Annotated in this window: 24 protein-coding genes; 14 read left to right on the top strand and 10 right to left on the bottom strand. The window is 62.1% G+C overall.

The genetic code is table 11. The features are described from left to right. The first annotated feature begins 90 nt into the window (after positions 1-90). Positions 91-828: an outer membrane protein gene (locus VK804_RS11615; protein WP_325370955.1), complete on the top strand. Its 738-nt coding sequence runs from the start codon at positions 91-93 to the stop codon at positions 826-828. Positions 829-1375: 547 nt separating this feature from the next. Here VK804_RS11615 and VK804_RS11610 read toward each other — a convergent pair. The 3 genes from VK804_RS11610 to VK804_RS11600 form a co-directional block, all read right to left on the bottom strand. Further along, on the bottom strand, positions 1376-2458 hold the full coding sequence (locus VK804_RS11610; protein WP_325370954.1) for a D-TA family PLP-dependent enzyme: 1083 nt from the start codon (positions 2456-2458) through the stop codon (positions 1376-1378). A 130-nt stretch (positions 2459-2588) separates the two neighbouring features. Continuing rightward, on the bottom strand, positions 2589-4400 hold the full coding sequence (locus VK804_RS11605) for an ABC-F family ATP-binding cassette domain-containing protein (RefSeq protein ID WP_325370953.1): 1812 nt from the start codon (positions 4398-4400) through the stop codon (positions 2589-2591). A 6-nt stretch (positions 4401-4406) separates the two neighbouring features. Next, positions 4407-4883 (bottom strand): YaiI/YqxD family protein, encoded by a 477-nt coding sequence (locus VK804_RS11600; protein WP_414642760.1) that lies wholly within the window; start codon positions 4881-4883, stop codon positions 4407-4409. Between the two features lie 179 nt (positions 4884-5062). On the opposite strand from VK804_RS11600, the gene VK804_RS11595 reads away from it, so the two are divergent. Then, positions 5063-5863: a hypothetical protein gene (locus tag VK804_RS11595; protein WP_325370951.1), complete on the top strand. Its 801-nt coding sequence runs from the start codon at positions 5063-5065 to the stop codon at positions 5861-5863. Between the two features lie 198 nt (positions 5864-6061). Here VK804_RS11595 and VK804_RS11590 read toward each other — a convergent pair whose 3' ends face one another. Further along, positions 6062-7480 (bottom strand): hypothetical protein, encoded by a 1419-nt coding sequence (locus tag VK804_RS11590; protein WP_325370950.1) that lies wholly within the window; start codon positions 7478-7480, stop codon positions 6062-6064. Positions 7481-7812: 332 nt separating this feature from the next. Continuing rightward, on the bottom strand, positions 7813-10188 hold the full coding sequence (locus tag VK804_RS11585) for a xanthine dehydrogenase family protein molybdopterin-binding subunit (protein WP_325370949.1): 2376 nt from the start codon (positions 10186-10188) through the stop codon (positions 7813-7815). Between the two features lie 197 nt (positions 10189-10385). On the opposite strand from VK804_RS11585, the gene VK804_RS11580 reads away from it, so the two are divergent. Next, positions 10386-11468 (top strand): Ppx/GppA phosphatase family protein, encoded by a 1083-nt coding sequence (locus tag VK804_RS11580; protein ID WP_325370948.1) that lies wholly within the window; start codon positions 10386-10388, stop codon positions 11466-11468. Positions 11469-11502: 34 nt separating this feature from the next. Next, complete coding sequence (locus tag VK804_RS11575; RefSeq protein WP_325370947.1) at positions 11503-12201, top strand: RlmE family RNA methyltransferase; 699 nt, start codon at positions 11503-11505, stop codon at positions 12199-12201. A 152-nt stretch (positions 12202-12353) separates the two neighbouring features. On the opposite strand, the gene VK804_RS11570 is transcribed toward VK804_RS11575, so the two are convergent. After that, positions 12354-13826, bottom strand: a complete 1473-nt coding sequence (locus VK804_RS11570) for an MDR family MFS transporter (RefSeq protein ID WP_325370946.1) — start codon at positions 13824-13826, stop codon at positions 12354-12356. A 215-nt stretch (positions 13827-14041) separates the two neighbouring features. Here VK804_RS11570 and VK804_RS11565 point away from each other — a divergent pair, with 215 nt between their 5' ends. The 7 genes from VK804_RS11565 (at position 14042) to VK804_RS11535 (ending at position 20092) form a co-directional block, all read left to right on the top strand. Beyond that, the gene (locus tag VK804_RS11565; protein WP_325370945.1) at positions 14042-14284 is read left to right on the top strand and encodes a type II toxin-antitoxin system RelE/ParE family toxin; all 243 of its coding nucleotides are present in this window, start codon (positions 14042-14044) and stop codon (positions 14282-14284) included. A gap of 9 nt (positions 14285-14293) precedes the next feature. Continuing rightward, positions 14294-14704: a helix-turn-helix transcriptional regulator gene (locus tag VK804_RS11560; RefSeq protein WP_325370944.1), complete on the top strand. Its 411-nt coding sequence runs from the start codon at positions 14294-14296 to the stop codon at positions 14702-14704. Between the two features lie 293 nt (positions 14705-14997). After that, positions 14998-16494, top strand: a complete 1497-nt coding sequence (gene guaB / locus VK804_RS11555) for an IMP dehydrogenase (protein WP_414642759.1) — start codon at positions 14998-15000, stop codon at positions 16492-16494. 147 nt (positions 16495-16641) lie between these two features. Then, positions 16642-17265, top strand: a complete 624-nt coding sequence (locus tag VK804_RS11550) for a hypothetical protein (RefSeq protein WP_325370943.1) — start codon at positions 16642-16644, stop codon at positions 17263-17265. 110 nt (positions 17266-17375) lie between these two features. Beyond that, the gene (locus VK804_RS11545; RefSeq protein ID WP_325370942.1) at positions 17376-18398 is read left to right on the top strand and encodes an NADP-dependent oxidoreductase; all 1023 of its coding nucleotides are present in this window, start codon (positions 17376-17378) and stop codon (positions 18396-18398) included. A gap of 503 nt (positions 18399-18901) precedes the next feature. Then, positions 18902-19597 (top strand): sensor histidine kinase, encoded by a 696-nt coding sequence (locus VK804_RS11540; RefSeq protein ID WP_325370941.1) that lies wholly within the window; start codon positions 18902-18904, stop codon positions 19595-19597. A 120-nt stretch (positions 19598-19717) separates the two neighbouring features. Then, positions 19718-20092, top strand: coding sequence for a response regulator (locus tag VK804_RS11535; protein ID WP_325370940.1), 375 nt, complete (start codon positions 19718-19720; stop codon positions 20090-20092). 90 nt (positions 20093-20182) lie between these two features. Here the strand turns inward: VK804_RS11535 and VK804_RS11530 are convergent, their stop codons facing one another. Continuing rightward, complete coding sequence (locus VK804_RS11530; RefSeq protein WP_325370939.1) at positions 20183-21091, bottom strand: LysR family transcriptional regulator; 909 nt, start codon at positions 21089-21091, stop codon at positions 20183-20185. Positions 21092-21196: 105 nt separating this feature from the next. Here VK804_RS11530 and VK804_RS11525 point away from each other — a divergent pair, with 105 nt between their 5' ends. After that, entirely contained in the window at positions 21197-21943 is a 747-nt protein-coding gene (locus VK804_RS11525) for a sulfite exporter TauE/SafE family protein (RefSeq protein ID WP_325370938.1), read from the top strand. A gap of 163 nt (positions 21944-22106) precedes the next feature. Here VK804_RS11525 and VK804_RS11520 read toward each other — a convergent pair whose 3' ends face one another. Both VK804_RS11520 and VK804_RS11515 read right to left on the bottom strand, forming a co-directional pair. Continuing rightward, positions 22107-22409, bottom strand: a complete 303-nt coding sequence (locus VK804_RS11520; protein WP_325370937.1) for a HigA family addiction module antitoxin — start codon at positions 22407-22409, stop codon at positions 22107-22109. A gap of 47 nt (positions 22410-22456) precedes the next feature. Further along, on the bottom strand, positions 22457-22738 hold the full coding sequence (locus VK804_RS11515; RefSeq protein WP_325370936.1) for a type II toxin-antitoxin system RelE/ParE family toxin: 282 nt from the start codon (positions 22736-22738) through the stop codon (positions 22457-22459). A 284-nt stretch (positions 22739-23022) separates the two neighbouring features. Between VK804_RS11515 and VK804_RS11510 the strand changes: the two genes are divergently transcribed. After that, positions 23023-23739: a hypothetical protein gene (locus VK804_RS11510; RefSeq protein WP_325370935.1), complete on the top strand. Its 717-nt coding sequence runs from the start codon at positions 23023-23025 to the stop codon at positions 23737-23739. Between the two features lie 33 nt (positions 23740-23772). Here the strand turns inward: VK804_RS11510 and VK804_RS11505 are convergent, their stop codons facing one another. After that, positions 23773-24591, bottom strand: a complete 819-nt coding sequence (locus VK804_RS11505) for an SDR family NAD(P)-dependent oxidoreductase (protein ID WP_325370934.1) — start codon at positions 24589-24591, stop codon at positions 23773-23775. A 181-nt stretch (positions 24592-24772) separates the two neighbouring features. Here VK804_RS11505 and VK804_RS11500 point away from each other — a divergent pair, with 181 nt between their 5' ends. Further along, positions 24773-25240, top strand: coding sequence for a hypothetical protein (locus tag VK804_RS11500; protein WP_325370933.1), 468 nt, complete (start codon positions 24773-24775; stop codon positions 25238-25240). Positions 25241-25377 lie beyond the last annotated feature (137 nt).

The following is a 25377-nucleotide window of genomic DNA, read 5'->3' as shown; positions in this document are numbered from 1 at the left end:
CCGGCTGGGCTACAAATTTCCTAAACTAGGTGACTGCGGATCGGGACTTTTCCAATACCGTTGGGCGATTGATACAAATCGGGGCAGGCAATGAAAAAAATGGTGCTAATGGTGGCGGCTTTGGCTGTCTCGGGCATAGCCCCTGCGGTCGCGGCGGACCTACCCTCGCCAGCCTACTCGAGAGCTCCAGCAGTCGTTGTGCCCGTCCCCTACGACTGGAGCGGCTTCTATCTCGGTGGTCAGGTGGGGTATGCCGGTTCATCGAGCAGTTACACACTCGTTGAAGTTCCGACAAGCGAAGTTTTTAGTTTCAATCCAAGCTCGTTCATTGGGGGTGGTCATGCTGGCCTGCAGGGCCAGTGGGGAAGCGGTGTGTTCGGCATAGAGGGCACTTTCAGCGTCCTTGATCAGAATCAGACGGACATTGCAGTATTGCTTCCGGGACGGCTGCGGATGCTTTCGACCAAGGATATCGCTACGGTCGTGGGAAAGGCCGGCTATGCCGCTGATGCGTGGTTGTTCTACGTGAAGGGCGGTTTTGCCGACGCCAAGATCAACACCTTCGCCATCAATCCCGCTACCGGTATTTTCGGCGGCGCCAACGCTTGGCAAGCGGGCTACACGGTTGGCGGCGGCGTTGATTATATGTTTGCGAAAGGCTGGATTGCGGGTGTTGATTTCAACTACTACGATTTCCGTTTCAATCGCCCCGTTGTTGCGAGTTCAGGCGTGCTTGTAAACTTCAACGGCAAGAATGACGTTTATGCCGGAATGTTTCGGCTCAGCTATTTGTTCAACTGGGCGAGTCCGGTGGTCGCGAGGTACTGATCTTCAGAGCATCACCGCAGCTTCTCGCCTCACTCCCCTAAATCACGCCTGATCGGCGCACGACTTGCCGACCGCTCACGGCGATTTCGAAAATCGGCTGCGTGCGGGCTGGCCTTCAGCTGACGTGCTGGTCAGTCGTTCCTGGAAACGGACCGACTTCTCTCATGCCGTATCCGGCCTCCCTGGCCAAATACGACCACCGCTCCGCCATCGAAAGCCACAGATCCCTGTTCTGCTCGTCGCTCTCGGCATACCTTCGGCATCGCGCCTCTTGGGCACGACAATCCTGTAAATTATTCACAACCCCACCCCCGTGAAGCGCCAATTTACAGGAACGAATTTATCTGAGTCGCGCCATCGGCGCACGTACGATTTTGGCTGTTCTGCGGCGGCTGGATTCGCCTGCACCACGAACTTGCGAAGCTGATCGTAGGGTGGGCAAAGCGAAGCGTGCCCACCAATAAGCATTCATGATCTTGCGCCGGAGATGGTGGGCACGGCGCAAAAGCGCCTTTGCCCACCCTACATCGGCTATCTCCCCACTCGCCTACCGCAGCTTCCCCCGCGCCGCCACCGTCAGCGTGCCGACGATCTCCTCGCCGCGCACCATCACCACCTCGTCCATCATGTTGACGACGACGCAAACGTGATTTGGCACGATGCGGACGACGTCGCCAACACTGGGTCGAGTGTTGCTGCGGGTCAGATCGAGGAAGCCGTGCTCCTCGGCGAAGCGCGCGATCTTCGCCTCGGGGTGCTCCAGGATCAGCCCGTGGCCGTCGAGCCCGCCGCCGGTGTCCGAGGTCAACGTCTTGGAGCCGGCATCGAGGATGCCGCGGTCGGGGCCGGCGCGGCTGACGACCGTCGAATAGATGTTCAACGCGCAATCGTCCCAGCCGGCGACGCCGGCCGCCACCTGCATGCGGTCGTTGTAGATGTAGGTGCCGGGCCGGTGCTCGGTGGCGCCCTTGAGTTTGCCGACGTTCTTCAGGTTCGGCGTGCCGCCGGTCGAGACCATCGCGGCGTCGAGCCCGTGCGCGCGGATGCCGGCCAGCGCCTCGTCGTAGAATTTCTGCGCCTCGGCCCAGCCGGTCTCGGTCGGATAGAGCATGAAGCCGCCGAAGCGCAGTCCCTTCGAATCCGCGATCTGGCGCGCCAGCGCGATGGCCTCCGCGGGCGTCTCGACACCGGCGCGCTTGCGGCCGGTATCGCATTCGACCACGACCGAGAGCGGCCGGCCGGAAGCGGCGGCCGCCTGCGGCAGGCCCGCGATAACCGTCGCGTTGTCGGCGGCCACCGTCATGTTGGCCTTGGCCTGCAGCGCGCCGAGCCGGGACATCTTCTCCTCGCCGATCAAATTGTAGCTGATCAGGATGTCGTCAATGCCTGCCTCCGCCATCACCTCGGCCTCGCCGATTTTCTGGCAGGTGATCCCCTTGGCGCCGGCTTCGATCTGCAGTTTGGCCAGCACCGGGCTCTTGTGGGTCTTGATGTGCGGACGGTTGGCTACTCCGGCGGCCTCGCAGGCCGCCTGGATGCGCGCGATGTTGCGCTCGACCCTGTCCATGTCGATCACGGCGCAAGGCGTGCCGTAGTCGCGGGCGATTTTGGCGGCGAGGGGTGTGGTCATAGGGGCGACTCCAGTTTTGTCTCCACCCTTCGAGGCGCGCGAAGGCGCGCGCACCTCAGGGTGACGGCGCTAGCGTAGCGTCATCCTGAGGTGCGAGCCCTTGCGAGCCTCGAAGGATGCGCGGGCGCGTTCATGCCTGTTCTATCTCTTCACGCAAAACTTCCAGTTCCAGCCATTTGTCCTCCGCCTCCTGCAACTCCCGTTGCGCTTTGGCAAGGGCGTCAGAGGCTTGGTCGAATTTCTTGCGATCCTTCTGGAACAGATTGGGATCGTCAAGATGCCGCTGCTGTTTGGCGATTTCGGCCTGCAGTCTGGCGATGGTCTTGGGTAGCGTCTCCAGCGCGTGCTTTTCGTTGAAATTGAGCCGGCGTTTTGTCCCACCCGAAGGTGTACCGCCTGCCGGCCGCTTCTCGCGTTCGACCGCAACCTCCTTCGCCGCCTCGCGCTTCAAATCGGCGCCACGCTGCGCCAGCATGTCGCTATAGCCGCCGGCATATTCGATCCAGCGGCCACTGCCCTCCGGCGCAATCACCGAGGTCACGACGCGATCGAGGAAATCGCGGTCGTGGCTGATCAGGATCACCGTGCCCTCGTAATCGCCGAGCATCTCCTCCAGCACATCGAGGGTTTCCAGGTCGAGGTCGTTGGTCGGCTCGTCCAGCACCAACAGGTTCGACGGCTTTGCCAGCGCGCGCGCCAGCATCAGCCGGCCGCGTTCGCCGCCGGACAGCACCTCCAGCGGCGTGCGCATCTGCTCCTGGCCGAACAGAAAGTCCTTCATGTAGCTGACGACATGCTTGGGCTTGCCGCCGACCATGACATGGTCGCCGCGGCCGCCGGTGAGCGCCTCGGCCAGGGTCGATTTGGGATCGAGGCTTTCCCGGTGCTGGTCGAGCGTCGCCATCTCGATATTGGCGCCGAACCGGACCATGCCGCTGTCAGGGGGGCTCGAGCCGGTCAGCATCTCGATCAGCGTGGTCTTGCCGGCGCCGTTGGGACCTATGATGCCGATGCGGTCGCCGCGCTGCACGCGAATCGAAAAACCGTCGACGATCTTGCGGTCGCCATACGACTTGCTGACGTTCTTGGCCTCGATCACCAGCTTGCCGGACTTGTCGGCCTCCGCGGCGGCGAGATTGGCATTGCCCGCGGCGCCGCGAAAATCGCGCCGCTGCTGGCGCAATGCGTAGAGATTGCCGAGCCGCTTGACATTGCGCTTGCGGCGGCCGGAGACGCCATAGCGCAGCCAGTGCTCCTCGTTGACGATTTTACGGTCGAGCTTGTGCTGGTCACGTTCTTCCTCGGCCAGCACCTCGTCGCGCCAGGCCTCGAAGCTGGCAAAGCCGCGATCGATCTGCCGGATCTGGCCGCGGTCCAGCCAGGCAGTCGAGCGCGACAGATTCGAGAGGAAACGGCGGTCATGGCTGATGATGACGAGCGCCGAGCGGCGGCCGTCGAGTTCGCTTTCCAGCCACTCGATGGTGGTGAGATCGAGATGGTTGGTCGGCTCGTCCAGCAGGAGGATGTCGGGCGAAGGCGCCAGCGCCCGCGCCAACGCGGTGCGGCGGGCTTCGCCGCCGGAGAGTTTTGCGGGGTCTTCGTCGCCATGCAGCCCGAGCTGCTCCAGCAGATAGGAAGCCTGGTAATGGTCGTCGCCGGGGCCGAGGCCGGCCTCGACATAGGCCAGCGTCGTCGCAAAACCTGCGAAATCGGGCTCCTGCGGCAGATAACGGATGGTGGCGCCCGGCTGGACAAAACGGCTGCCGCTGTCGGGCTCGACGGTGCCGGCCGCGATCTTCAGCAGCGTCGATTTGCCGGAGCCGTTGCGGCCGATCAGGCAGACGCGCTCCTCCGCCGACACCGACAGCTCGACACCCGACAACAGCGGCGTGCCGCCAAACGTCAGTTTTATCTCCTTCAACTGGATCAGCGGAGGCGCCATGGTTCTTCAATTCTGCTTCTGTTCGGCGCGCTGGCGCTGGATGCGGCGGATGGTCTGGTCGAGCGCGGAGAGGAATGTTGAGCGGTCACGCGGCGCAAACGATCGGGGTCCGCCGGTGACCTCGCCCGAGGAGCGTAGATCGGTCATCAAATTGCGCACCGCCAGCGTCATGCCGATCGATTGCTCGGTGAACGGCTTGCCGTTCGGCGCGATCACCTCGGCGCCCGCCTTCACGCAGCGGCTCGCCAAGGGGATATCCGAGGTGACGACGATGTCGCCTCGGCCGGCGCGTTCCGCGATCCAGTCGTCGGCGGCGTCCATGCCCGAGCCGGCCGCGATGCGTTCGATCAGCGGGTCGTTCGGCACCCGGATGAAATTTCCCGCGACCACGCTGACCGGCAGGCCGAAGCGGGCGGCGACGCGGTAGATCTCCTCTTTGACGGGACAGGCGTCGGCGTCGACATAGATGCGGGGCGGGTTCAAATCGGATGTCATCGGTTGAGGATTATGTCGGTCGGCGCGGCGGGCGCTCTCAGGGGCGCGTGGTACCCTATTGGCGACGGAATTGCGAGCAAAACAGCCAAAGGAACCGGCTTGCCACGGCCCATTCTTCGCGTACCATTGCTGCTGCAAAAGCCGGCAGAAAATCAGGGAAAACGGGCATGACAGGCCTCCTCGAAACCTACCGCGTCCAGGCCTACAACACGGCAAAACTCTCCGAAAACAAGATGCATGACGACACCGTGGCTAAACGCTTCGGCTTTTCCGGCGGCCTCGTGCCCGGCGTCGACGTGATGGCCTATATGATGCATCTGCCGGTCAAGCGATGGGGCCGCGCGTTTCTCGAGCACGGCTTGATCGAGGCGCGATTTGTCAAACCGGTCTATGACGGCGAGACCACCCATGTCTCGGGCGGAGAGAGCGACGGCGTGCTCACCATCGAGGTCGAAAGCCGCGGCCAGCTCTGCGCCACCGGCAGCGCGTCATTGCCGGCATCGGCGCCCTCGCTCGCGCTGTCGGATTTTTCCGAAGTCGCCGCGGTCGCCGAGCGCCGGCAGGTCGACGAGGCTTCCTATCAACTCGGCAAATGGCTCGGCACGGTGCCGCGCGCCTGGGCCGGCGAGGCGGCGACGGAATATCTGCACGACGTCCGCGAACACGATCCGATCTATGCGCGCGAGGGGCTTGGCCATCCCGGCCTGTTGCAGCGGGTTATGAACAAGGTTTTGGTCGACAATGCCATTTTGGGGCCGTGGATTCACGTCGGCAGCCGGATGCAGCTCCTGTCGGCCGCCAAGAGCGGCGATGAGTTGACCGCGCGGGCAAAAGTCACCGGCAATTACGAGAAGAAGGGTCACCGCTTCGTCGAACTCGACGCCCTCGTCGTCGCCAATGGCAAGACGCCGCTGGCGCATTGCCAGCACATCGCGATCTACCAGCCGCGCGAACAGGCGGCGGCGTAAGTTTTTCTGTCGTTGCCGGGCTTGACCCGGCAACCCATCCTCTTCGCAAGACTCTTTCGAAGCTTGATGATACGCGGGTCAAGCCCGCGTATGACGAGTGCATTCGGTGAAAGACAGCGTTTCACATTTTAAGTCGTCATTCGGACGGCTATGCCGGGCGATGACGGTTGTGGGTGCAACTATCTCCGTGTGCCACCGTCATTTTATCGTCCGGTCAGGAATGATCCACTGGAAGTCTGATAGCGTCAGCGGTGCGAGGCAAGCGCTGCTGGGTGAGAGCGTCTGTAGCGAATTTGGACAATCCGGATTTTGGTAACTTGCCTGACCGGCATTTTTTCCTGACGGCCAGCCGGCCCGATTGTGGCAATTGTTGCAGTTGGTGCCGACCGGGTGGATCACCAGTTCGATATAGGGATTCGTGGCCACCGGCTGGTCGCCGGATTTGTCCGGAATGCCATAGGAATCCACAAGCAGGTAATGATTCCACGGGCCCCTGGCTTGGGGAATTTTCGGGCGGTTGGCGGCGTAAGGTCCGGCGTTCGGGCGGTCGGACCACCAGACGCTTTGCAGCGCCCAGGTCGGGATTTCCTTGGTGTTGACATGCATCGCGATGGTCACGAGCAAATCACCGACACCGAAGGGCTGGTTGTAGCTCCAGTAGCTGGCGGCATTGAGGATTGCCTTGTCCGCGTCGTCGAAGCTGTTCCAATCGTCCGCCGTTACCTTGTGATAATAGAAATCATTGAGGCCATATACCTTCGCAGAGGTGGATACCGTCGGCCACGGCGTCGTCTTATCGGATTGATATACGCCGTAGAGATAACTGACCGGCATTTTTTTCCCGACGCTACGGCCAGTCGGGTCGATGGCAGCCAGGTCGGGCCACCTCTCATATCCTGCGTAGTCCGGGTATCGCTTGTCGAAATAATCGTGCCAGACAGGTATCGCCGAGATCCGGTCCGCCTTGACCGGCCAGAACATGTGTTTTGTCACGACATATCGTTGTGGCGCAGACAGTTCGTGCAGGCCGTTCTGGTGATCCGTGTTCAGGGTTTCCTGCAGATAAAGCCGGGTGCCGCGGATCCAGTCAAAGCCCTCCTGGCTCAGGGACTCCGTCGGTACGAGGATATCGCCGTTGAACAGAAAGTGTGACCCGTCGCAGATGTTGTCCTGGCCGCAATTCTGTGTTGGCTTCGGATAATTTTTCAGGACGTCGGCCGGGATCGGATAGTAGGGTACCTTCTTCACATTGACCGGGACAACGATATTGAGTTTGTTTCGCTGCAGCAGCGAGAGTGCCGGCGTGGCGTTGGTTTGCGTGGCTTCAAGCCCGGCGGCCGGCAGGAATGCAGCCTTGGTGTTCGGCCAGGTAAACCAGACCGGCCAGTTCGCGTCCGACGCCCGCTGCATGATGCCCGCCCACAGCCACCAGCCATGTTCGCGAACGACGGTATGGTCGCCATCTTTCCAGGCACGTTGCAATGCCGCGATTTCACTCGGATCCATGTAACCATAGCCATTGGGAAATGGTTGATAGGCCGGTGCGCTCTGCTCCGCGGCGAGAGCCCAAGACGAAATTGACAAACCAAGCACCGCGACAACAACTGCCCTGGACATCGATCCTCCCATCAATATTGCCTGAAACCGGTACGACGAGCGATCTGTCCTGTTGTCCATGTTTGTTGTGCGCCCTCCGTTCCAACGACGGGTCGCTCGGAATAATCTCGGCCAAACCAGGAAGATCGTGAACAATTCTAAGTTGCGATGATCACTATAACGCGCTTTGGTTATAGTTCAAGTGTGGAGGACCTGCAATTTGTCGTCGCCGCGCAAGCCGAACAGCAGGCCTCGGCATCACGGCACAACCAGCTCTGGAATAATGGGTCACCCGGTCGAGCGGGCAATGACAGTTATTGGGTGCGGGGAAATGTCGCGGCGCGATCGCCGATCTACGCCGCCTTCGTCTTCGCATCCCGTATCGCCCGCCACACCCGTTCCGGCGTCAGCGGCATGTCGATATGGGTGATGCCGTGGTCGGAGAGCGCATCGAGCACCGCGTTGACGATGCAGACCAGGCTGCCGGCGCAACCGGCTTCGCCGCAGCCCTTGGTGCCCAGCGGATTGGACTTGGCCGGCGAGGGATGATCGCCGATTTCCATCGTGGGGATATCCTCGGCGCGCGGCAGCGCATAGTCCATGAACGAGCCGGTGATCGGCTGGCCGCTTGAATCATAACTGACGCATTCCATCAGCGCCTGCCCGATGCCCTGCGCGACGCCGCCATGCAGTTGGCCGGCGACCAGCAAGGGATTGACGATGGTGCCGAAGTCATTGACGGCGGTATAGCGCACGATTCTGACGATGCCGGTTTCGGGGTCGATCTCGACTTCGGCGACATGGCAGCCGTTGGGGAAAGTCGAGGGCGTAGTGTCGGTGTTGTGGTCGACATCGAGCGATGAGGGCATGCCCTCGGGCATCTTGCCCTCGCGCAGGCGCTCGGCGAGCTCCATGATGCCGATGCTGCGATCGGTGCCGGCGATGGTGAAACGGCCATTGGCAAATTCGATGTCGCCCTCGGCGGCCTCCAGCAGATGGGCCGCCGCCCGCTTGCCCTTGGCGACCACGAGCGCCGAGGATTCGACGATCGCCGACCCGGTCGCGGTGATCGAGCGCGAGCCGCCGGTGCCGTTGCCGAACCGCACGAGGTCGCTGTCGTTCTGTTCCAGCGTGATCTTCTCGAAGGGAACGCCGAGCTGCGCCGACAACACCTGCGAAAACGGCGTGGCATGGCCCTGGCCGTAATCGAGCGTGCCGGTGGTCAGTTTCACCGAACCGTCCGGCTCGAAAGTGATCTTGCCGAGTTCGCCGCTCGGCGGCGCCGTGACCTCGAGATAGGAGCCGACCGCAATGCCGCGCAGCTTGCCGCGCTTCCTGCTCTCCTTCTTGCGCTTGGCAAAGTTCGCATGGTCGGAAATCTCCAGCGCCTTGTTGAGGACGCCCTGGAAATCGCCGCTGTCATAGGTGACGCCGGAGGCGGCGGCAAACGGCATCTGTTGCGGCCTGATGAAATTGCGCTTGCGCAGCGTCAGCCGGTTGATGCCCATCTCGTCGGCGGCGCGGTCGATCAGCCGCTCCATGTAGTAATTGGCTTCGGGACGGCCGGCGCCGCGATAGGCGCCCATCAAGGTGGTGTTGGTCAACACGGTCTTGATGTCGACGGTCATCAGCGGCGTGCGGTAGACGCTGGCCAGGTTCTTGCCGACATTGAGCGAGAGCGGGCTTGGCGCGACACCGGTGATGTAGGCGCCGAGATTGCCGTAGCCGGAGATCTTGACCGCGAGGAATTTGCCCTCGGCGTCGAGCGCCAGCTCGCCATGGATCTGTCCGGCACGGCCGTGGCTGTCGGAAAGAAAACTGGTCGAGCGCTCGTCGGTCCATTTCACCGGGCGGCCCAGCGTCTTGGCCGCATGCAGGATGCAGACATATTCGGGGTAGTTGATGTTCTTCATGCCGAAGGAGCCGCCGACATTGGCGGTCAGCAGATGCACCTTCTCGTTCGGCACCTTCAAAATGTTCTTGGCGAGGTTTTGCCGGTTGCCGGAGACGCCCTGGGTCGGAACCTGGATGGTGTAGCGCTCGCTCGACTTGTCATAGGAGGCGAGCGCCGCGCGCGGCTCCATCGCCACCACCGCGATGCGGGTGTTGGTCATGTCGAGCTTCGTCACATGGGCGGCGGCGGCAAACGCCGCCTCGACCTTGGCGGCGTCGCCATAGTGATAGTCCAGCGCCACGTTGTTGGGGATGTGATCGTAGAGCTGCGGCGCGCCGGGCTTTGCAGCCTCAGTGGGGTCGGTGACGGCAGGCAGGGGATCGATGTCGATCGCGATGGCTTCGCCGGCGTCGCGCGCCTGCGCCAGCGTCTCGGCGACCACGAACGCTATGGGATCACCGACATAGCGCACCTTGTCGGTCATCAGTGCGGTGCGGTTGGTCTGCAGGAGCGGCGTGCCGTCGCGGCTCTTCAGCGGCAGGCCGCAGGTATAGGGACCGTAATTGGCCGCCGCGAGGTCGGTTCCACTCCACACCCCGAGCACGCCCGGCATCGCCTTGGCGGCCGAGACGTCGATGCTCCTGATGATGCCGTGGGCATGGCTGGAGCGCACGATCCAGGCATAGGCCTGGCCGGGCAGGTTGAAGTCGTCGGTGTATTTGCCTTTTCCCCGAACCAGCGTGTCGTCCTCCTTGCGGCGGACGGGCTGGCCGACACCGTATTTTTGCAGTGCGATAGCATTTTCCAGAGAGGATGGAGAGGCGTGGTCTTGCATCGAAAAATCCCTGAAATGCCCGGCTTTCGACGCGATTTCGCGTCCGGACCTCAGATAAAGCACCCGTATCCGAACGACAACGCCTGATTGGGCATGGTCCTATGTCAACGGCTGTTGCGCCGCGCCTGCGCACTGCTAAAGTTTCCGTGAACGGGAAATTCCTCGTCGGCCCGAGGGCCAGCGGAAAGACTTTTTGAATGAACGATGATACGCGGCTTCGCGATGGCCTCGGGCCGCGCGGAAGCCCGGAGCGATTAGTCGCGGCAGGCGGCATCCGTGTGCCGGGCGCTGGCAATCCGCCGGCCGAGGCATCCGGCGTCTATGCCGCGCTCGACCTCGGCACCAATAATTGCCGGCTCTTGATCGCCTGCCCGACCGGCGACGGGTTCCGCGTGGTCGATTCCTTCTCGCGGATCATCCGGCTGGGGGAGGGCATCTCGGCGACCGGCTGCATCAGCGAAGCCGCCATCGAGCGCGCCATTGCCGCGCTCAGCATCTGCCGCGACAAGATCCAGTCCAGGAAGGCCAAGCGGCTGCGGCTGATTGCGACCGAGGCGTGCCGTGCTGCTTCCAACGCCGATGGTTTCAGGGAGCGCGTCGCCGCCGAGACCGGCATCCGGCTGGAGGTGATCGATCGCGAAACCGAAGCAGCGCTTGCGGTGATCGGTTGCTCGCCGCTGCTCGACCCGAAGGGGCGGGGTGCCATCCTGTTCGACATCGGCGGCGGCTCGACCGAACTGGTGCGGATCGAACGCGATCCGGCCGAGGCCAACGCGGCACCGCGCATCAAGGCGTGGATGTCGATCCCGCTCGGCGTCGTGACGCTTGCCGAACATTTCGGCGGCAAGGACGTCACCCCGCAATCCTATGCGGGAATGGTCGAGCAAGTCGCGCAGCACGTCGCCCCGTTCGCGGCCGAGCACGGTGGCGACCTTGCAGACATGCATCTGCTCGGCACCTCCGGCACGGTGACGACGCTGGCCGGCATCCATCTCAATCTCGCGCGCTATGATCGCCGCCGCATCGACGGCGTCTGGCTGGAGGATGCCGACATCACCGCCGTGATCGCGCGTCTGCTTGGTATGAGCTACCAGCAGCGCGCCAGCAACAATTGCATCAGCGTCGAGCGCGCCGACCTGGTGCTGGCGGGTTGCGCCATTCTCGATGCGATCCGCGACGCGTTCCCGCTGCCGCGGCTGCGCGTCGCCGACCGGGGCCTGCGCGAGGGCATGCTGGTCGAGATGATGCGCGAGGACGGCGCCATCGGCGGATGCCGATAGGCGCGAAGGCCCACGATGTGCTAGAGCCCTGACCATGGCGAAAGACACTACCGGGCGGCTGCACGTCACGGTCAAGACCGGCGGCAAGCGCAAGCTGTCCTCAAAGCTCTGGCTGGAGCGGCAGCTCAACGATCCCTATGTGGCGCAAGCCAAGCGCGACGGCTATCGCTCGCGCGCGGCCTATAAACTGCTTGAAATCGACGACAAGCACCATTTCCTTAAAGTCGGCCTCACCGTGGTCGATCTCGGCGCCGCCCCCGGCGGCTGGAGCCAGATCGCGGCCAAACGCGTTGGCGCCGCCGACGGCAAGGGCAAGGTGGTTGCGATCGATCTGTTGCCGATGCCGGAGATTCCGGGCGTCAGCTTTGCGCAGCTCGATTTCCTGAAACAGGACGCGCCGGAAAAGTTGCTGGCGATGATGGGCGGGCGCGCCGACGTCGTCTTGTCCGACATGGCCGGCAATACCACCGGCCACCGCAAGACCGATCAGCTGCGCATCCTGGGCCTCGTCGAAGGCGCGGTCGCCTTTGCCGCCGACGTCTTGAATCCCGGCGGCACGTTTGTCGCAAAAGTGTTTCAGAGCGGTGCCGATGCCGCGCTGATGGCAGAACTCAAGCGCGATTATGCCACCGTCAAGCACGTCAAGCCGGCCTCCAGCCGGCAGGATTCCTCCGAGCGCTATGTGCTGGCGATGGGATTTCGCGGTATACGGAATAATATGCCCGAAGCGTAGTGCCGCTCTCAATTCGTCATGGCTGGGCAGAAGCGCGTCTTCGCGCCAAATGTCCCGGCCATCCTCGTCTTATCTTGGCGCACCATCACGAAACACGTGGATGCCCGGCACAAGGCCGGGCATGACGAACGTGTAGATAATTACGGCAATGTCTAACCCAGCCGCTGATCCCGCGCATTGGCGGTTTCGGTGGCGGCGGTTTCTTCCGGCTCGGCGTCGCGCTCCGGCGATGGGATGACGATGACGCCGCGCCCCGAAACCTGGTGGCCGGCATCGGCGGGCATCTCGTAGAAGAAATAGGCCGAGATCGTCGAGATCACCGAGACCACGATGAAGGCCGGCGCGAAGTAACTGGCGTTCAGCTCGGTCGCATGGTGGAACCACATCGTCGATTCCACGCAGAACGCGCCGACGGCGACGCCGGCGGACACCGCCAGTTGCTGGTTGACGCTGACCAGCGTGGTGGCGCGGCTCATCCGCGCGGGGTCGACCTCCGCATAGGCCAGCGTGTTGATCGCGGTGAATTGCAGCGAACGGAAGAAGCCGCCGACCACCAGCAGGATCATGATCAGCAACAGCGGTGTCTGGATGGTGAACAGCCCGCAGGCCGCCAGAAAGACCGAACTCACCGCCGCATTGACGGTCATGATGCTTCGGAATCCGAAGGTCCGGATGATGCGCGCGGCCAGCGTCTTCATGCCCATGGCGCCGGCGGCGGAAGCAAATGTCACGAGCCCCGAGTTCAGCGGCGTCAGGCCGAATCCGACCTGCAGCAACAAGGGCAGCAGGAACGGCAGCGAACCGATGCCGAGCCGGAACAGGAAGCCGCCGATAATGCTGGCGCGCATCGTCGGCAGCCGCAGCAGCGCGAAATCCAGCACCGGGGAAGCGGTCCGCCGGGCGTGGATCACGTAAAGCGTCATCGAAATGCTGCCGATCCCGACCAGCGCGATGACCACGGTCCACGGCAGCAAGTTGAGCCCCGCGACCGAAAGTCCGAACGAGATGCCGCCAAGCCCGACGCCGGCCAGCAGAAGGCCATAGAGATCGAAGCGCTCGGGATCCTCGCTCTTGATCGGATCGATGTAGCGCAGCGCCATCACGATCCCGACCAGCCCGATCGGGATGTTGATCAGGAAGATCCAGTGCCAGGTCAGATAGGTGGTGATGAAGCCGCCGAGCGGCGGCCCCAGCACCGGCCCGACCAGCGCCGGCACCGTGACCCAGGCCATCGCATTGACGAGTGCGCTCTTGTCGATCGAGCGCAGCAGCACGAGACGGCCGACCGGCGTCATCATCGCGCCGCCGAGGCCCTGCACGATCCGCGCGATCACGAAACCGGTGACGGAGGAGGACAGCGCGCAGCCGATCGAGCCCGCCATGAACACGCCGACCGCGAGGCTGAACACCATCCGCGGGCCGAAGCGATCGGCGGTCCAGCCGCTGGCGGGAATGAACACCGCAAGCGACAGCAGGTACGAGGTGATGGCGAGTTTCAACGTCAGCGGGCTGGTGCCGATATCGGCCGCGATCGCCGGCAGCGAGGTCGAGATGACCGTCGAGTCCATGTTCTCCATGAATAGCGCGGTGGCCACGATGAGCGGGATCAGGCGTTCTTTGTTCATGGAGATTCGGAAAAGAGGGGGAAGAGAGAACGGGAGCAGGGCTGTATCATTCCGTTGTCACAGAGGCCATTGCCGAACGCGGCGCAAGGTCTAATCTTGCGTGACGCTCTGCGTTCAATGCAGTCTGCACCGCCGCGCCCCCGGGGTCCGACAATATATCGCATTATGCGACTCATTTACTTGACCATTTTATCGCATTGTGCGATCACCGGTCGGTGAAAGAGATCGCATTTACCTCCGCCGCTGTCCGCCAATGGCGCAAACTTACCGCCGCCACGCGCGCGCAGATCGACCTCAAACTGAAGGCGTTCGCAGAAACCGGTGTCGGTGACGTGAAGGCGCTTAAAGGTATAGCCGGAATGCGGTTGCGCGCTGGAGATTGGCGCGTGTTGTTCACAATCAAAGGCAACACCATCACAATTCACGCGGTCGGAAATCGCCGCGACATCTACGACTGAGAGGACGCTATGGCAAAAGCCGCCACCGTAAAAAGCAATGTCCAGTTCATCCACACGCCCAGTGGAGACGATCTCGCCGTACTGCCGCGCACCGAATATGACCGGCTCGTCGCTCTGGCCGGTGAGGCGAAGGAAGATGCCGCCGCGAGCCGGATCGTCCGCAACTCCACGCGTGCCCTCAAGGAAGGCCGCGAAGTCGTGCTGCCAAAATCCGTGGCCGATCGCCTCGCCGACGGGGGCAACGCGGTGCGCGTGATCCGTGAATGGCGCGGCATGATCCAGGGCGAACTCGCCGTGGCGGTCGGCATTAGCCAGAACTATCTGTCCGAGATCGAAACCGGCCGGCGCAAAGGGCCTGCCGAATTGCAGAAGAAAATAGCCCGTGCGCTGGGCGTCCCGATGGACCTTTTGATCGAATAGGATCCCTCGCGGCGGCTGCAACGCGCGCCGGGGCCTACAGCGCCGGCGTCGGCTATTGCGGAACCAGCAAAACCTCCTAAATCCTGCGTGACACGCCGCCGGGTTATCCGCGCTGATCACGAAAAGCCTGTGCATGGCTGGCAAGCGCTTTGATTCGCCCGTCCGCCATGCTATCGACCACCGCCAACCCTACCGATGGGCTTTGATTCGACGGCGATACCAAAAGTGTCGCCGAGGGTCCCGTTCATCCCGAGGTCGTATCGCGGCGATCGAGCCGCCGAATGGAGTTGGTAATGGCCGTCATGCAGGGACTTCAGGGGATTCGCGAAGCCTATACGTTCGACGATGTGCTTCTGCAGCCGGGGCTATCCGATATCCTGCCGTCGGAGGCCGATATCCGCTCCCGCGTCACCCGCTCGATCGCGCTCAACATTCCGATCATCGCCTCAGCGATGGATACCGTCACCGAGGCGCGGATGGCGATCGCCATGGCGCAGGCCGGCGGCATCGGCGTCATCCACCGCAATTTCGACGTCGAGGGCCAGGCCGCCCAGGTGCGGCAGGTCAAGAAGTATGAATCGGGAATGGTGGTCAATCCCTTGACCATCGGTCCCGACGCGATGCTGTCGGACGCGCTGGCGCTGATGAGCGCCCATGGTTTCTCCGGCATTCCGGTGGTCACCGGCGCGGCCAAGGGCATACCGGGCAAGCTGGTCGGCATCCTCACCAACCGCGACGTGCGGTTTGCGACCGATCCCAGGCAAAAAGTTTCGGAATTGATGACGCATGAAAACCTCGTCACCGTGCGCGAAGGCGTCGATCAGGACGAGGCGAAGCGGATGCTGCACAAGCACCGCATCGAGAAACTGCTCGTGGTCGACGACCAGTATCGCTGCGTCGGGTTGATCACGGTCAAGGACATGGAAAAGGCGGTCGCCCATCCGCTCGCCTCCAAGGACGCGCAGGGGCGGCTACGGGTCGCGGCCGCGACCACGGTCGGCGAGGGCGGTTTTGAGCGCACCGAGCAGCTGATCGATGCCGGCGTCGACCTGATCGTGGTCGACACCGCGCACGGCCATTCCTCGCGGGTGCTGGAGGCCGTCAACCGCATCAAGCGTCTTTCCAATGCCGTGCAGGTGATTGCCGGCAACATCGCCACCCAAGAGGGCGCGCAGGCGCTGATCGATGCCGGCGCGGACGCGATCAAGGTCGGCATCGGTCCCGGCTCGATCTGCACCACGCGCATTGTCGCCGGCGTCGGCGTGCCGCAGCTGACCGCGATCATGGATGCGGTCGAAGCCGCCAGGAAGGCCGACGTGCCGGTGATTGCCGATGGCGGCATCAAATATTCCGGCGACCTGGCCAAGGCGCTCGCCGCCGGCGCCGACATCGCGATGGTCGGCTCGCTGCTCGCCGGCACCGACGAGACCCCGGGCGAAGTGTTTCTGTGGCAGGGCCGTTCCTACAAGGCCTATCGCGGCATGGGTTCGGTCGGCGCGATGGCGCGCGGCTCCGCCGACCGTTATTTTCAGCAGGACATCAAGGATACCCTGAAACTGGTGCCGGAGGGAATCGAGGGCCAGGTGCCCTACAAGGGTCCGGTCGGCAATGTCATGCATCAGCTTGCCGGCGGCTTGCGCGCGGCGATGGGCTATGTCGGCGCCAGGAACCTGACCGAGTTCCACGACAAGGCGCGGTTCGTGCGTATCACCGGCGCGGGCCTGCGCGAGAGCCACGTCCACGACGTCACCATCACGCGGGAAAGCCCGAACTATCCGGGCGGGGTGTAGTTTTCCGGCTCAAATTGACCGCCACGGTGCGGGCAAAACGCGGTATTGTCCGGGCTGCCAGTCGCCGCAGTGCCGAACGGCCCCGCGAATGGCAGCCGCGATGCCTGAGAATCCTTTCAGCAAAATTCAAACAGGAAGTAGGTCATCATGGTCGATTGGTCGGACGAACGGATCGCCGCGCTGTCGGATCAGGATCTGAAGAATCTGCTGGTCAATGCGGAACGCAAGTCGGCTGCTTCCGTGGTCGCGCAATGCCAGGCCGAGATAGAAAAGCGCGACGCCGCAAAGCCGCGCAAGGCGCCGAAAGCGCGTACCGAGGTGAAGGAATTCGAGCACGAGATGTCGGGGCAGTTGGCCGCCGTCGGCAAACAGATGGCGGAGAAATACGATCTGTCGGAGGAGACCGCAAAGGCAAGGTCGGAGGGCGTGAAGGGATTTCGATCCCACAAACTGCTCGACGCCAAGGGTTACGCAAAACTCGGCGGACATCAGCGCGACGGCACGGTCGCGGTCGATCGCTATATCTCTTACCGGCGCGGCAACGGCATCGTCTCGCTGGGGGTCTGGCTGCCCAAGGACGCGCCGATCGAGCACCACGAATTTCATGTCAGCGCGCCGGCCGGAATGATCGAGGGCGGCGAGCCGTTTTCCGATGCGCAGGCAGAGGCTTCGGAAGCGGACGCGTCCAGGACCCGGCAAATTCGCGCCTTCAAGGACCTGCCGAGCGCGGCGGCAGCCTTCGACGCGGCGCTGGCGAAGATCACGGCGTAAATAAAAACTGTCATTGCGAGCGCAAGCGAAGCAATCCATTTTGCAACGAAGAAAAAGTTGGATTGCTTCGCTGCGCTCGCAATGACGAAAAACAACCGGAGGAGAACACTATGTCCCAGGCAAAACGCGTCGTCCTCGTCTCTCGCCCGGTCGGCGAGCCCAAGCCATCGGATTTTCGCATCGAGGACTACGCGCTGCCGACGCCGGGCGAAGGGCAGGTGCTGCTGCGCACGATCTGGCTGTCGCTCGATCCCTATATGCGCGGGCGCATGAGCGATGGGCCGTCCTATGCGACACCGGTGCCGATCGGCGGCGTCATGGAGGGCGGCACGGTGTGCGAGGTCATCGCCTCGAACAATCCCGGCTTTGGCAAGGGCGACATCGTGCTGTCACGCGCCGGTTGGCAGACGCACGCGCTCTCCGACGGCAAGGGTCTTGCAAAGATCGACCCGAAACTCGCCCCCATCTCCACCGCGGTCGGCGTGCTCGGGATGCCCGGCATGACCGCCTATACGGGCCTGCTCGACATCGGCAAGCCGCAAGGCGGCGAGACCGTCGTGGTGGCGGCGGCGTCCGGCGCGGTCGGCTCGGCGGTCGGGCAAATCGCAAAAATCAAGGGCGCGCGCGCGGTCGGCATCGCCGGCGGCAAGGACAAATGCGATTATGTGAAGAGTGAGCTCGGCTTCGATGATTGCCTGGATCACCGCGATCCGAATCTGGCGGCAAAACTGAAGGAGGCCTGCCCGAAGGGCATCGACGTCTATTTCGAAAATGTCGGCGGCGCGGTGTTCGAGGCGGTGTTTCCGCTATTGAACGCCTTCGCGCGCGTTCCCGTCTGCGGCCTGATCGCGCATTACAACGATACCGAGGCGACCGCGCCGAAATGGGCCTCCTCGATGATGCGTTCGGTGCTGACCAAGCGCCTCACGATCCGCGGTTTCATCGTCAGCGATTTCGCCGCGCGCCACGGCGATTTCCTGCGCGACATGTCCGCCTGGGTGCGCGAGGGCAAGGTCAAGCATAAGGAATTCATTACCGAGGGGCTCGACAGCGCGCCGGCCGCGTTCATGGGGCTCCTGAAGGGCGCCAATTTCGGCAAGCAACTGGTGCGGGTCGGGCCGGACAAGGCATGAGGCGTTGGCTACGCCTGCAGGCAGAGTCGTTCACCGCTCATAGCGCTCGATGATCGCCGCCGCGATCAGACGCGCAATTCCAACGGCGTCAATTCTGGCAGGCAGCTGGTGCGGTCGGGCCGGACAGCACGTGAAAGAGCGCTCCCTTCGGCGTGCCTCTTGAATGCGGCGATATCTTTTAATGTTGGGAACCGAACATAACCGAGAGTCTTGGTTAAGCTAGGACACCCCGATAAGTGCTGTTGATGGCGTCATGCGCGCGTATTTGCGAACCCGAACGCTTGCTGCCGATCAGCATCGGTGGGTGAGGTTCGAAATTGCGCGGTTGGTAGATGAATTTAGGCGCGATGCAACGGAAGCGGTTGAGCGTCCCAAACGGCCAGAATAGCCCGATCCAGAACTCAGCCGACTAGCCTTCAATATTCCACTCGCGGAATTCCACGTCAGAGCTTTCCGCTTTGCGCCGCATCCGCGCGGGCGCAAAACCTATGGCAGGACAGAAAATGGACAAAGCCTCACCGCGTCGACCGGAAGACGAACCGGACTATCTAAAAGAGCTGCTCGCCAAGGCGGGCATTGATGAACAGGCACACACGCTCGCCACCAACCTGCAGGAAGTCGTAATTGGCGAACTCCATCATAGAGTAAAAAATACGCTCGCGATCGTTTCCGCAATCACTTCCCAGAGCCTTAAATCGGCGAGAAGTCTTGAGGAGGCGGGTAATACTATCGGCGATCGCCTGCATGCCCTGGGGGTGGCGCAAGACCTTCTCGTTCGCGAACGCTGGACCGGAGCCGGGTGTCGAACGTTGATTGAAAGCGCAGTAAAGGCTTTTCAGTCAAAGGGCCTCGATCAATTCGAAATAGTCGGCGAGAACATCGCAGTTTCCTCCGGTCCGGCTGTCTCACTGTCAATGGTCATTCACGAACTCTGCACCAACGCTGTGAAACATGGCGCGCTGTCCGTACCTGATGGCTATGTTTCCATATTGTGGACTGCTGCGGACGACAGGTTCAAGCTGCGTTGGAAAGAAAGCGGCGGACCGCCGGTTGAACAGCCAACCCGAAAAAGCTTCGGCTCTCGATTGATCGAGCAAGCGCTTCCCGGACAAATGCAGGGCGAGGCTCGATTGAGATTTGAAGCAGATGGCCTGAGTTGCGAAGTGAACATTCCGCTGAGCATTATCCAGGAACGGTAGTCCCATGTCCGCTGTGTTGGTTTAACGATCCAACAACAAACCGAATTGGAACGGAACTATGAATTGCAAGGAACTATAGTGACGTCATTATCTTGTTCCCTTCACAGGGATGGAAATTTCATGACGCTCACGAGCAAGCGGCTCCTCGTACTTCTCGTCGAGGATGAGTTTCTGCTGCGAATGAACGCGGTTGAGATGATAGAGGAAGCGGGGTTCGATGTCGTAGAGGCTGGAAACGCCGCCGAAGCGATTGCGATATTGGAAAGCCGCTCGGATATTCGCGTCATTTTTACGGACATTCAGATGCCAGGCTCAATGGATGGCCTGAAGCTGGCGGCTGCAGTGCGAGGTCGCTGGCCTCCCATCAAGATCATTGCGACCTCAGGTCGATATGTTATTCGCGAGGGTGACTTGCCGGAGGGAGGGGTCTTCCTTTCAAAGCCGTATACTTCGGACAGAATTTCGATTGCGCTTCGCGAACTGACAGACGCCTGACTTTCTGATCAAGCCAACCATTGCCGGTCTTTTTTATCTTTGGCGCGCCCGCCGCGGGCGCGGCCCCTTTGTGGCCGCCAGCTTCGCAAATTACGCATCCGCTTTGGCTGTACCGGCCAGGTGCTCGACCAATCGGCGTGTATGCGCTGGCAGCGCCTCCTTGCGGCGTACACAAACGATCAATTGCCGCACGGCCCATGTGTCCGTGAGTCGAAGCGTACTGAGCGCCATGGTTCGCCGACAGCGCGTAGCGGCCGTTTCCGGCACGACGGCAATCCCCACACGAGACTCCACCATGCGACAAACGGCATCCAGTCCTCGTAGCCGAATTCGCGGTTTCAGAGATCGGCCAAGACGCGTTGACTGCCATGCGAGATGCTCGGCAAGCGCACTGCCGGCCACGAGGCCGACAAACTCCTCATCGAGCAGATCGACGAATGCTATGTTGCGCCGCCCCGCCAACGCATGGCCGCGCGGCACGATGACGACGAGCCTGTCAATGCGGAAGGGGAAGGTCTCGAGTCCCTCGACGCCGGCCGAGTCGGCGGCCACCAGCACGCCGATGTCGGCGTGGCCCTGCGCTACGGCCGGAGCTATCTCGTAACTGAGGCGTTCCTCCAGTGCGATATCGACGCCGGGATTGGTTGCAAGCCAGCCCGAGAGAACATCCGGCAAGTATTCTTCCAGCGCAGTGGTATTTGATATCAACCTGATGTGTCCCCGCACGCCCCCGCGCGCATGCTCGCGCAGATCGCCGCGTAGTCGCTCCATTTGTGCCAAAACGAGCTGAGCGTGATGAAACAGCGCATGGCCGGCGGGCGTCGGCCGCACGCCTCGACGATGCCGCTCCAGCAAAGCCGTTCCGAGCATCTCCTCCATCCCTTTCATGCGTGCGCTTGCCGACGGCAGAGAGATGCCCGCGCGCGAAGCGCCAACTGTAATGCTGCCTCCCTCCACGACGGCGGCGAACAGTCGCAAATCGGTAAGATCGAAATGCACGGCGCAGATCCTCGACGCGTTACCACTCTGCCTATGGTACAGGCGAAGCCAGGGTTATGAAAATCCCCCGTTGCGCCATTTCGACCGACAACCAACTTTGTCGGTATGTCGAACCCAATCGTCTATCTTGTCGTCGTTGCCGCCGCATTTTTGCTCGCGGGATTGGTCAAAGGCGTCACCGGCCTCGCCCTGCCGACGGTCGGAGTAGGCCTGCTAAGTCTGGCAATGCCTCCCGCCCATGCCGCCGCTCTCATCGTCGTGCCGGCGTTGATAACGAACGTCTGGCAAATGATGAGCGGGCCCGGCCTTGGGAGCCTGGTGCGACGGCTTTGGCCGATGCAGCTGGCGATATGTCTTGGGACCTGGGCCAGCGCTAGTCTGATGGCCGGTTCGGAGACCGCATTGGCATCGGCCGCCCTCGGCATCGCGCTGATCGCTTACGCAGCTTTTGGTTTGATGAATGTGACCGTGCCGCATGTGCCGGCCTGGGCCGAGTGGTGGCTGGGCGCTTTTGCCGGCGGCGCAACGGGATTCATCAGCGCTGCTACCGGTGTGTTTGTGATACCGGCCGTGCCATACCTTCAGGCGCTCGACTTCGAGCGCGAAGAGTTCATGCAGGCGCTCGGCCTCTCCTTCACCGTCGCCACCATTGCGCTTGCCGGGTCATTGGTCAGCGCCGGGACACTTAATCTCGGCACCGGTCTATATTCGCTCCTCGCCCTCGTCCCCGCTCTGGCCGGAATGATTGCGGGGCAACACTTGCTGCGCGTGATGCGTCCCGCGACCTTTCGGCGCTGGTTCTTTTCAGGATTGGCGCTTCTTGGGGCGCACCTGGCCATCGGAGTTCTTTGATGAGCGGCGGTAGACGAACCACCGATCGGGCCGATGTCTAACGATCCTGCGAATCCCGTTCCGGACCTTGCAGCGTGACGCCGCCATCGACCACCAGCACCCGTCCGGTGATGTAGCGGGCAACCATCAAGATAGGATTGCTTTTCGGGAAGTCCCCGATCGTTCAGGCCGCTTTCGTGGCGATCGGCTCGATTCTTGCGAGTTCTTTTCCGATCTGCCGCTTTGCCGTTTGAATGTCGTAATCAGTCTGAAGGTTCAACCAGAGTTCGGGTGAAGTGCCGAAGGCCTTCGACAAGCGCAACGCCGTATCCGCGGTCACTCCGGTTGCCTCGTTCGACAATCGCTCGATCCGCGTCCGCGGAACGCCGCAGGCTTTCGCCAACGCGCCGGGAGACAGGCCGAGCGGCAGCAAAAACTCTTCCCGAAGAACTTCACCGGGGTGCATGGGAGCAAGTTTCCTGACCATCGTGGTTATCCTTGATGTAAAGGCCAAGTCCGGCCCTTCGTTGGCGGTCAGTGATAGTCCGCCAATTCAACGTCTTCGGGCCCTTCCGGGGTCCAAACAAAACAGATGCGGAACTGGTCGTTCACGCGGATCGAGTACTGGCCGGCTCGATCACCCTTGAGAGCTTCGAGCCGATTGCCGGGAGGCGAGCGCAAGTCCGTCAGCTTATGGGTAGCGTGCAGGAAACGCAGCTTGCGGCGGGCAACCTTGATCAAGTCGGCCGGGAAGCCCTTGCGGACGACGCCATTGAATGCGTCCTCCGTCAGAGAGTTCCTGAAACTCTTGATCATGACCATTTGTATCAACAAACGATACATATGTCAATCATCGTGTATCATGCAGCGATACAAATCAGGCGATTGCGATCCGCCCTGCGTGCTCATCGAGGTTTGAGGGAGCCCGGTGTTGGTAAGAAAGGACGCTCGCCGCCGTCGGCTCTATCTTGAGTAGACTAATTCGCGCGGTTTGCTACTCATGGCAGATGCAAACAGTCGGTCGTGCGTCTCTCGGCAATGCCACTAGGATTTGAAGTTGACGACGTGCTAGCTACCCTAAAGGTTCTATCGAGGACGCCATGCCGACAGCTAGATCGAGCAAGTTCAAGGCCTTCGTCGTGGTTGCGGCGATCAGTCTGGGATTATCCCTCGGAGCTGCAAGCGCATTGGCTCAAGGCGTGCCAACTCCCGGGCAGCCTCCAACCAAACTCGAAGCTTGGCAAATTCGACGTATAGAGCGGTTGAAACTTATTAAGGATGCGCTTGCGCCAAATGCGGCCAGTTCTCCGGCGTTCGACCAGATGCTGACGAATTATGATAAGTATCCGCTTGCTCAAACACCCATCGAGAATATGGACGTGCTAGGTCTTTTCTACGCGCCGAGGGAAGGAATTGCCAAAGCTCTGCCTTTAATCGTGATGAACGCGACTCTGGGCTGGTATGACGCACTTAGATTCGGTTCGCCTTCAGGGCAAACCGAGATCGTGAACAACGAGATGTTCTTCAAGCGTGTCTTCGTCCTTGCTGGGAAGGGACGAATAGATGAGTACATGGAATTTGCAAAATCGCATCCTGACGAAATTCAGTCCGAAATTGACCTAGGGCTGGCCTTTGCTGAAAGATCCAAGAATACGGAGGAATATGATCATAAGTGGCCAACCGCCTACGGGTTAGAGCGGACGATATGCGCTCTTGGAGGGGCATGCACTCCGCCCGTAGAAGCGCCGCAGAACCAGTGGAATGCTCTTTGGGATCAGACCAAACTGCGGGTCAAAACATACTACAAGGTTAGGTAAGCAAGCCCCGCCACACCCGGGCTTGTCCCGGCTCTAGCGATCCTGCGAGTCCCGTTCCGGTCCCTGCAGCGTGACGCCGCCATCGACCACCAGCACTTGTCCGGTGATGTAGCGGGCGTGACCGCTGAGCAGGAATCTTACGGCCTGGCCGATGTCCCAGCCGGTGCCTTCGGTCTTCAGCACGGACGCCCGCGCGCGCTGGGTACGCGCCGCCTCGCTCATGCCGTTGCCGCGGGCATAGACCATCGGTGTGTACATCGGCCCCGGGCAGATGCAGTTGACCCGGATGTTGTCGCGGCCGTGATCGACCGCCATTGCCTGCGTCAGTCCGATCACGGCGGCCTTCGAGACCGTGTAGGTGGTGAGCCCGCGCGGCCGCAGCGCCGAGATCGAGGAGATGTTGACGATTGCGCCGCCTTTGGCGGTCTCGATCATCGCGGGGATGGCGTATTTCGACAGCAGGAACATGGTTTCCACATTGACCTGCATCACCCGCCGATACTCCTCGGGCTTCTCGTCGACGACGCTGCCGCGGCTGCCGATGCCGACATTGTTGTCGAGGAAGTCGAGCCGGCCGAAGCGGCTGATGGTCTGCTGGACCAGCCGCTTGCATTCGGATTCCCTGGTGATGTCGCAGGCGATCGCCGCGGCGCTGCCGCCTTCGGCCTCGATCATGTCGACCGTGCGTTGCGCCAAAGCGAGATCGAGATCGGCGACCATCACCTTGGTGCCGGCGCGCGCCAGCAGGATGGCGGCCGCCCGGCCGTTGCCGATGCCGTCGCCCGCGGCACCCCCGCCGCTGACAATGGCGACCTTGCCGGCAAGGCCGGCGTCGTCCTCGAGACCTGTCATCGCATTCCTCTCCTGACCCGCCTGCGCTGCTCCGGGCCAGAGCGGACGCCGGAGATCCGGTCATTGTTAGAATTCGACGCATCTTGTTGCAAGCGCGGTAACCAGCCTGGGTTACGCGTCGTCAAGATTTGCCGGCTAACAACGAAGCAGGCGGCTCACGCCTTTTTGCGGGCTTATAAGAATGCGTATCATTCCAGCGCTCTTGCTCTTGATTGCGGCCGGTATTACGACCGCGGGCGCGCAAACTGCGCCGGCGCAAACGCCTGCCGCGCAACCAGTTCCCGCGGCTGCGCCGCAAGCGCCGGCGCCCGCACAAGACAATTCATTTGCGATGGATCATGGACGCGCCGCCGATGCCGCGGCAGCTGCCGCCGCGAAGGTCAAAGCGGCCGTGGACGCGGCCGCCGCAGCCGCCGCAGCTCCCGCTGCGCCCAGCCAATCCGCCAATTTCGGCGTCAATGGCAGCAGCGTCATCCCCGCCGCCGCACCGCTGACGGCGGAGGAGCAGAAGGCCGAGGCAGAGGCGCGTGCCGCCTGGCAGGCGCGTTGTCGTCCGACCGTTGTTGAAGATCGCGAAGGGCTGCGCCGGGCGCGATATGCCGAGCCGGATTGCGACCTTTCCCGCTTCAATACGGCCGGCACGGATTAGCAGTCTGCTGAAAAAGCCCTCGTCAGGGCCTACGGTTGATGATTCAATGTATATCATGAATCGTCGGGGGCTCGCATGCGGGGCAGTTTTACGGATCAGGGCGGGTTGTTTTCGTACATCTCGCCGGAGACGCGAGT

The sequence above is a fragment of the Bradyrhizobium sp. genome, from assembly GCF_035484855.1.
GTDB lineage: Bacteria > Pseudomonadota > Alphaproteobacteria > Rhizobiales > Xanthobacteraceae > Bradyrhizobium.
The sequence above is the reverse complement of the archived record's forward strand: the minus strand, read 5'-3'. Positions and strand labels throughout refer to the sequence as shown.

Bases quoted from the DNA above. Each gene is read 5' to 3' on its own strand.
- VK804_RS11615 (WP_325370955.1), top strand. From the start codon at position 91: ATGAAAAAAATGGTGCTAATGGTGGCGGCTTTGGCTGTCTCGGGCATA.
- VK804_RS11610 (WP_325370954.1), bottom strand. From the start codon at position 2,458: ATGACCACACCCCTCGCCGCCAAAATCGCCCGCGACTACGGCACGCCT.
- VK804_RS11605 (WP_325370953.1), bottom strand. From the start codon at position 4,400: ATGGCGCCTCCGCTGATCCAGTTGAAGGAGATAAAACTGACGTTTGGC.
- VK804_RS11595 (WP_325370951.1), top strand. From the start codon at position 5,063: ATGACAGGCCTCCTCGAAACCTACCGCGTCCAGGCCTACAACACGGCA.
- VK804_RS11590 (WP_325370950.1), bottom strand. From the start codon at position 7,480: ATGTCCAGGGCAGTTGTTGTCGCGGTGCTTGGTTTGTCAATTTCGTCT.
- VK804_RS11585 (WP_325370949.1), bottom strand. From the start codon at position 10,188: ATGCAAGACCACGCCTCTCCATCCTCTCTGGAAAATGCTATCGCACTG.
- VK804_RS11580 (WP_325370948.1), top strand. From the start codon at position 10,386: ATGAACGATGATACGCGGCTTCGCGATGGCCTCGGGCCGCGCGGAAGC.
- VK804_RS11575 (WP_325370947.1), top strand. From the start codon at position 11,503: ATGGCGAAAGACACTACCGGGCGGCTGCACGTCACGGTCAAGACCGGC.
- VK804_RS11570 (WP_325370946.1), bottom strand. From the start codon at position 13,826: ATGAACAAAGAACGCCTGATCCCGCTCATCGTGGCCACCGCGCTATTC.
- VK804_RS11560 (WP_325370944.1), top strand. From the start codon at position 14,294: ATGGCAAAAGCCGCCACCGTAAAAAGCAATGTCCAGTTCATCCACACG.
- guaB (WP_414642759.1), top strand. From the start codon at position 14,998: ATGGCCGTCATGCAGGGACTTCAGGGGATTCGCGAAGCCTATACGTTC.
- VK804_RS11550 (WP_325370943.1), top strand. From the start codon at position 16,642: ATGGTCGATTGGTCGGACGAACGGATCGCCGCGCTGTCGGATCAGGAT.
- VK804_RS11545 (WP_325370942.1), top strand. From the start codon at position 17,376: ATGTCCCAGGCAAAACGCGTCGTCCTCGTCTCTCGCCCGGTCGGCGAG.
- VK804_RS11540 (WP_325370941.1), top strand. From the start codon at position 18,902: ATGGACAAAGCCTCACCGCGTCGACCGGAAGACGAACCGGACTATCTA.
- VK804_RS11535 (WP_325370940.1), top strand. From the start codon at position 19,718: ATGACGCTCACGAGCAAGCGGCTCCTCGTACTTCTCGTCGAGGATGAG.
- VK804_RS11525 (WP_325370938.1), top strand. From the start codon at position 21,197: ATGTCGAACCCAATCGTCTATCTTGTCGTCGTTGCCGCCGCATTTTTG.
- VK804_RS11520 (WP_325370937.1), bottom strand. From the start codon at position 22,409: ATGGTCAGGAAACTTGCTCCCATGCACCCCGGTGAAGTTCTTCGGGAA.
- VK804_RS11515 (WP_325370936.1), bottom strand. From the start codon at position 22,738: ATGATCAAGAGTTTCAGGAACTCTCTGACGGAGGACGCATTCAATGGC.
- VK804_RS11510 (WP_325370935.1), top strand. From the start codon at position 23,023: ATGCCGACAGCTAGATCGAGCAAGTTCAAGGCCTTCGTCGTGGTTGCG.
- VK804_RS11505 (WP_325370934.1), bottom strand. From the start codon at position 24,591: ATGACAGGTCTCGAGGACGACGCCGGCCTTGCCGGCAAGGTCGCCATT.
- VK804_RS11500 (WP_325370933.1), top strand. From the start codon at position 24,773: ATGCGTATCATTCCAGCGCTCTTGCTCTTGATTGCGGCCGGTATTACG.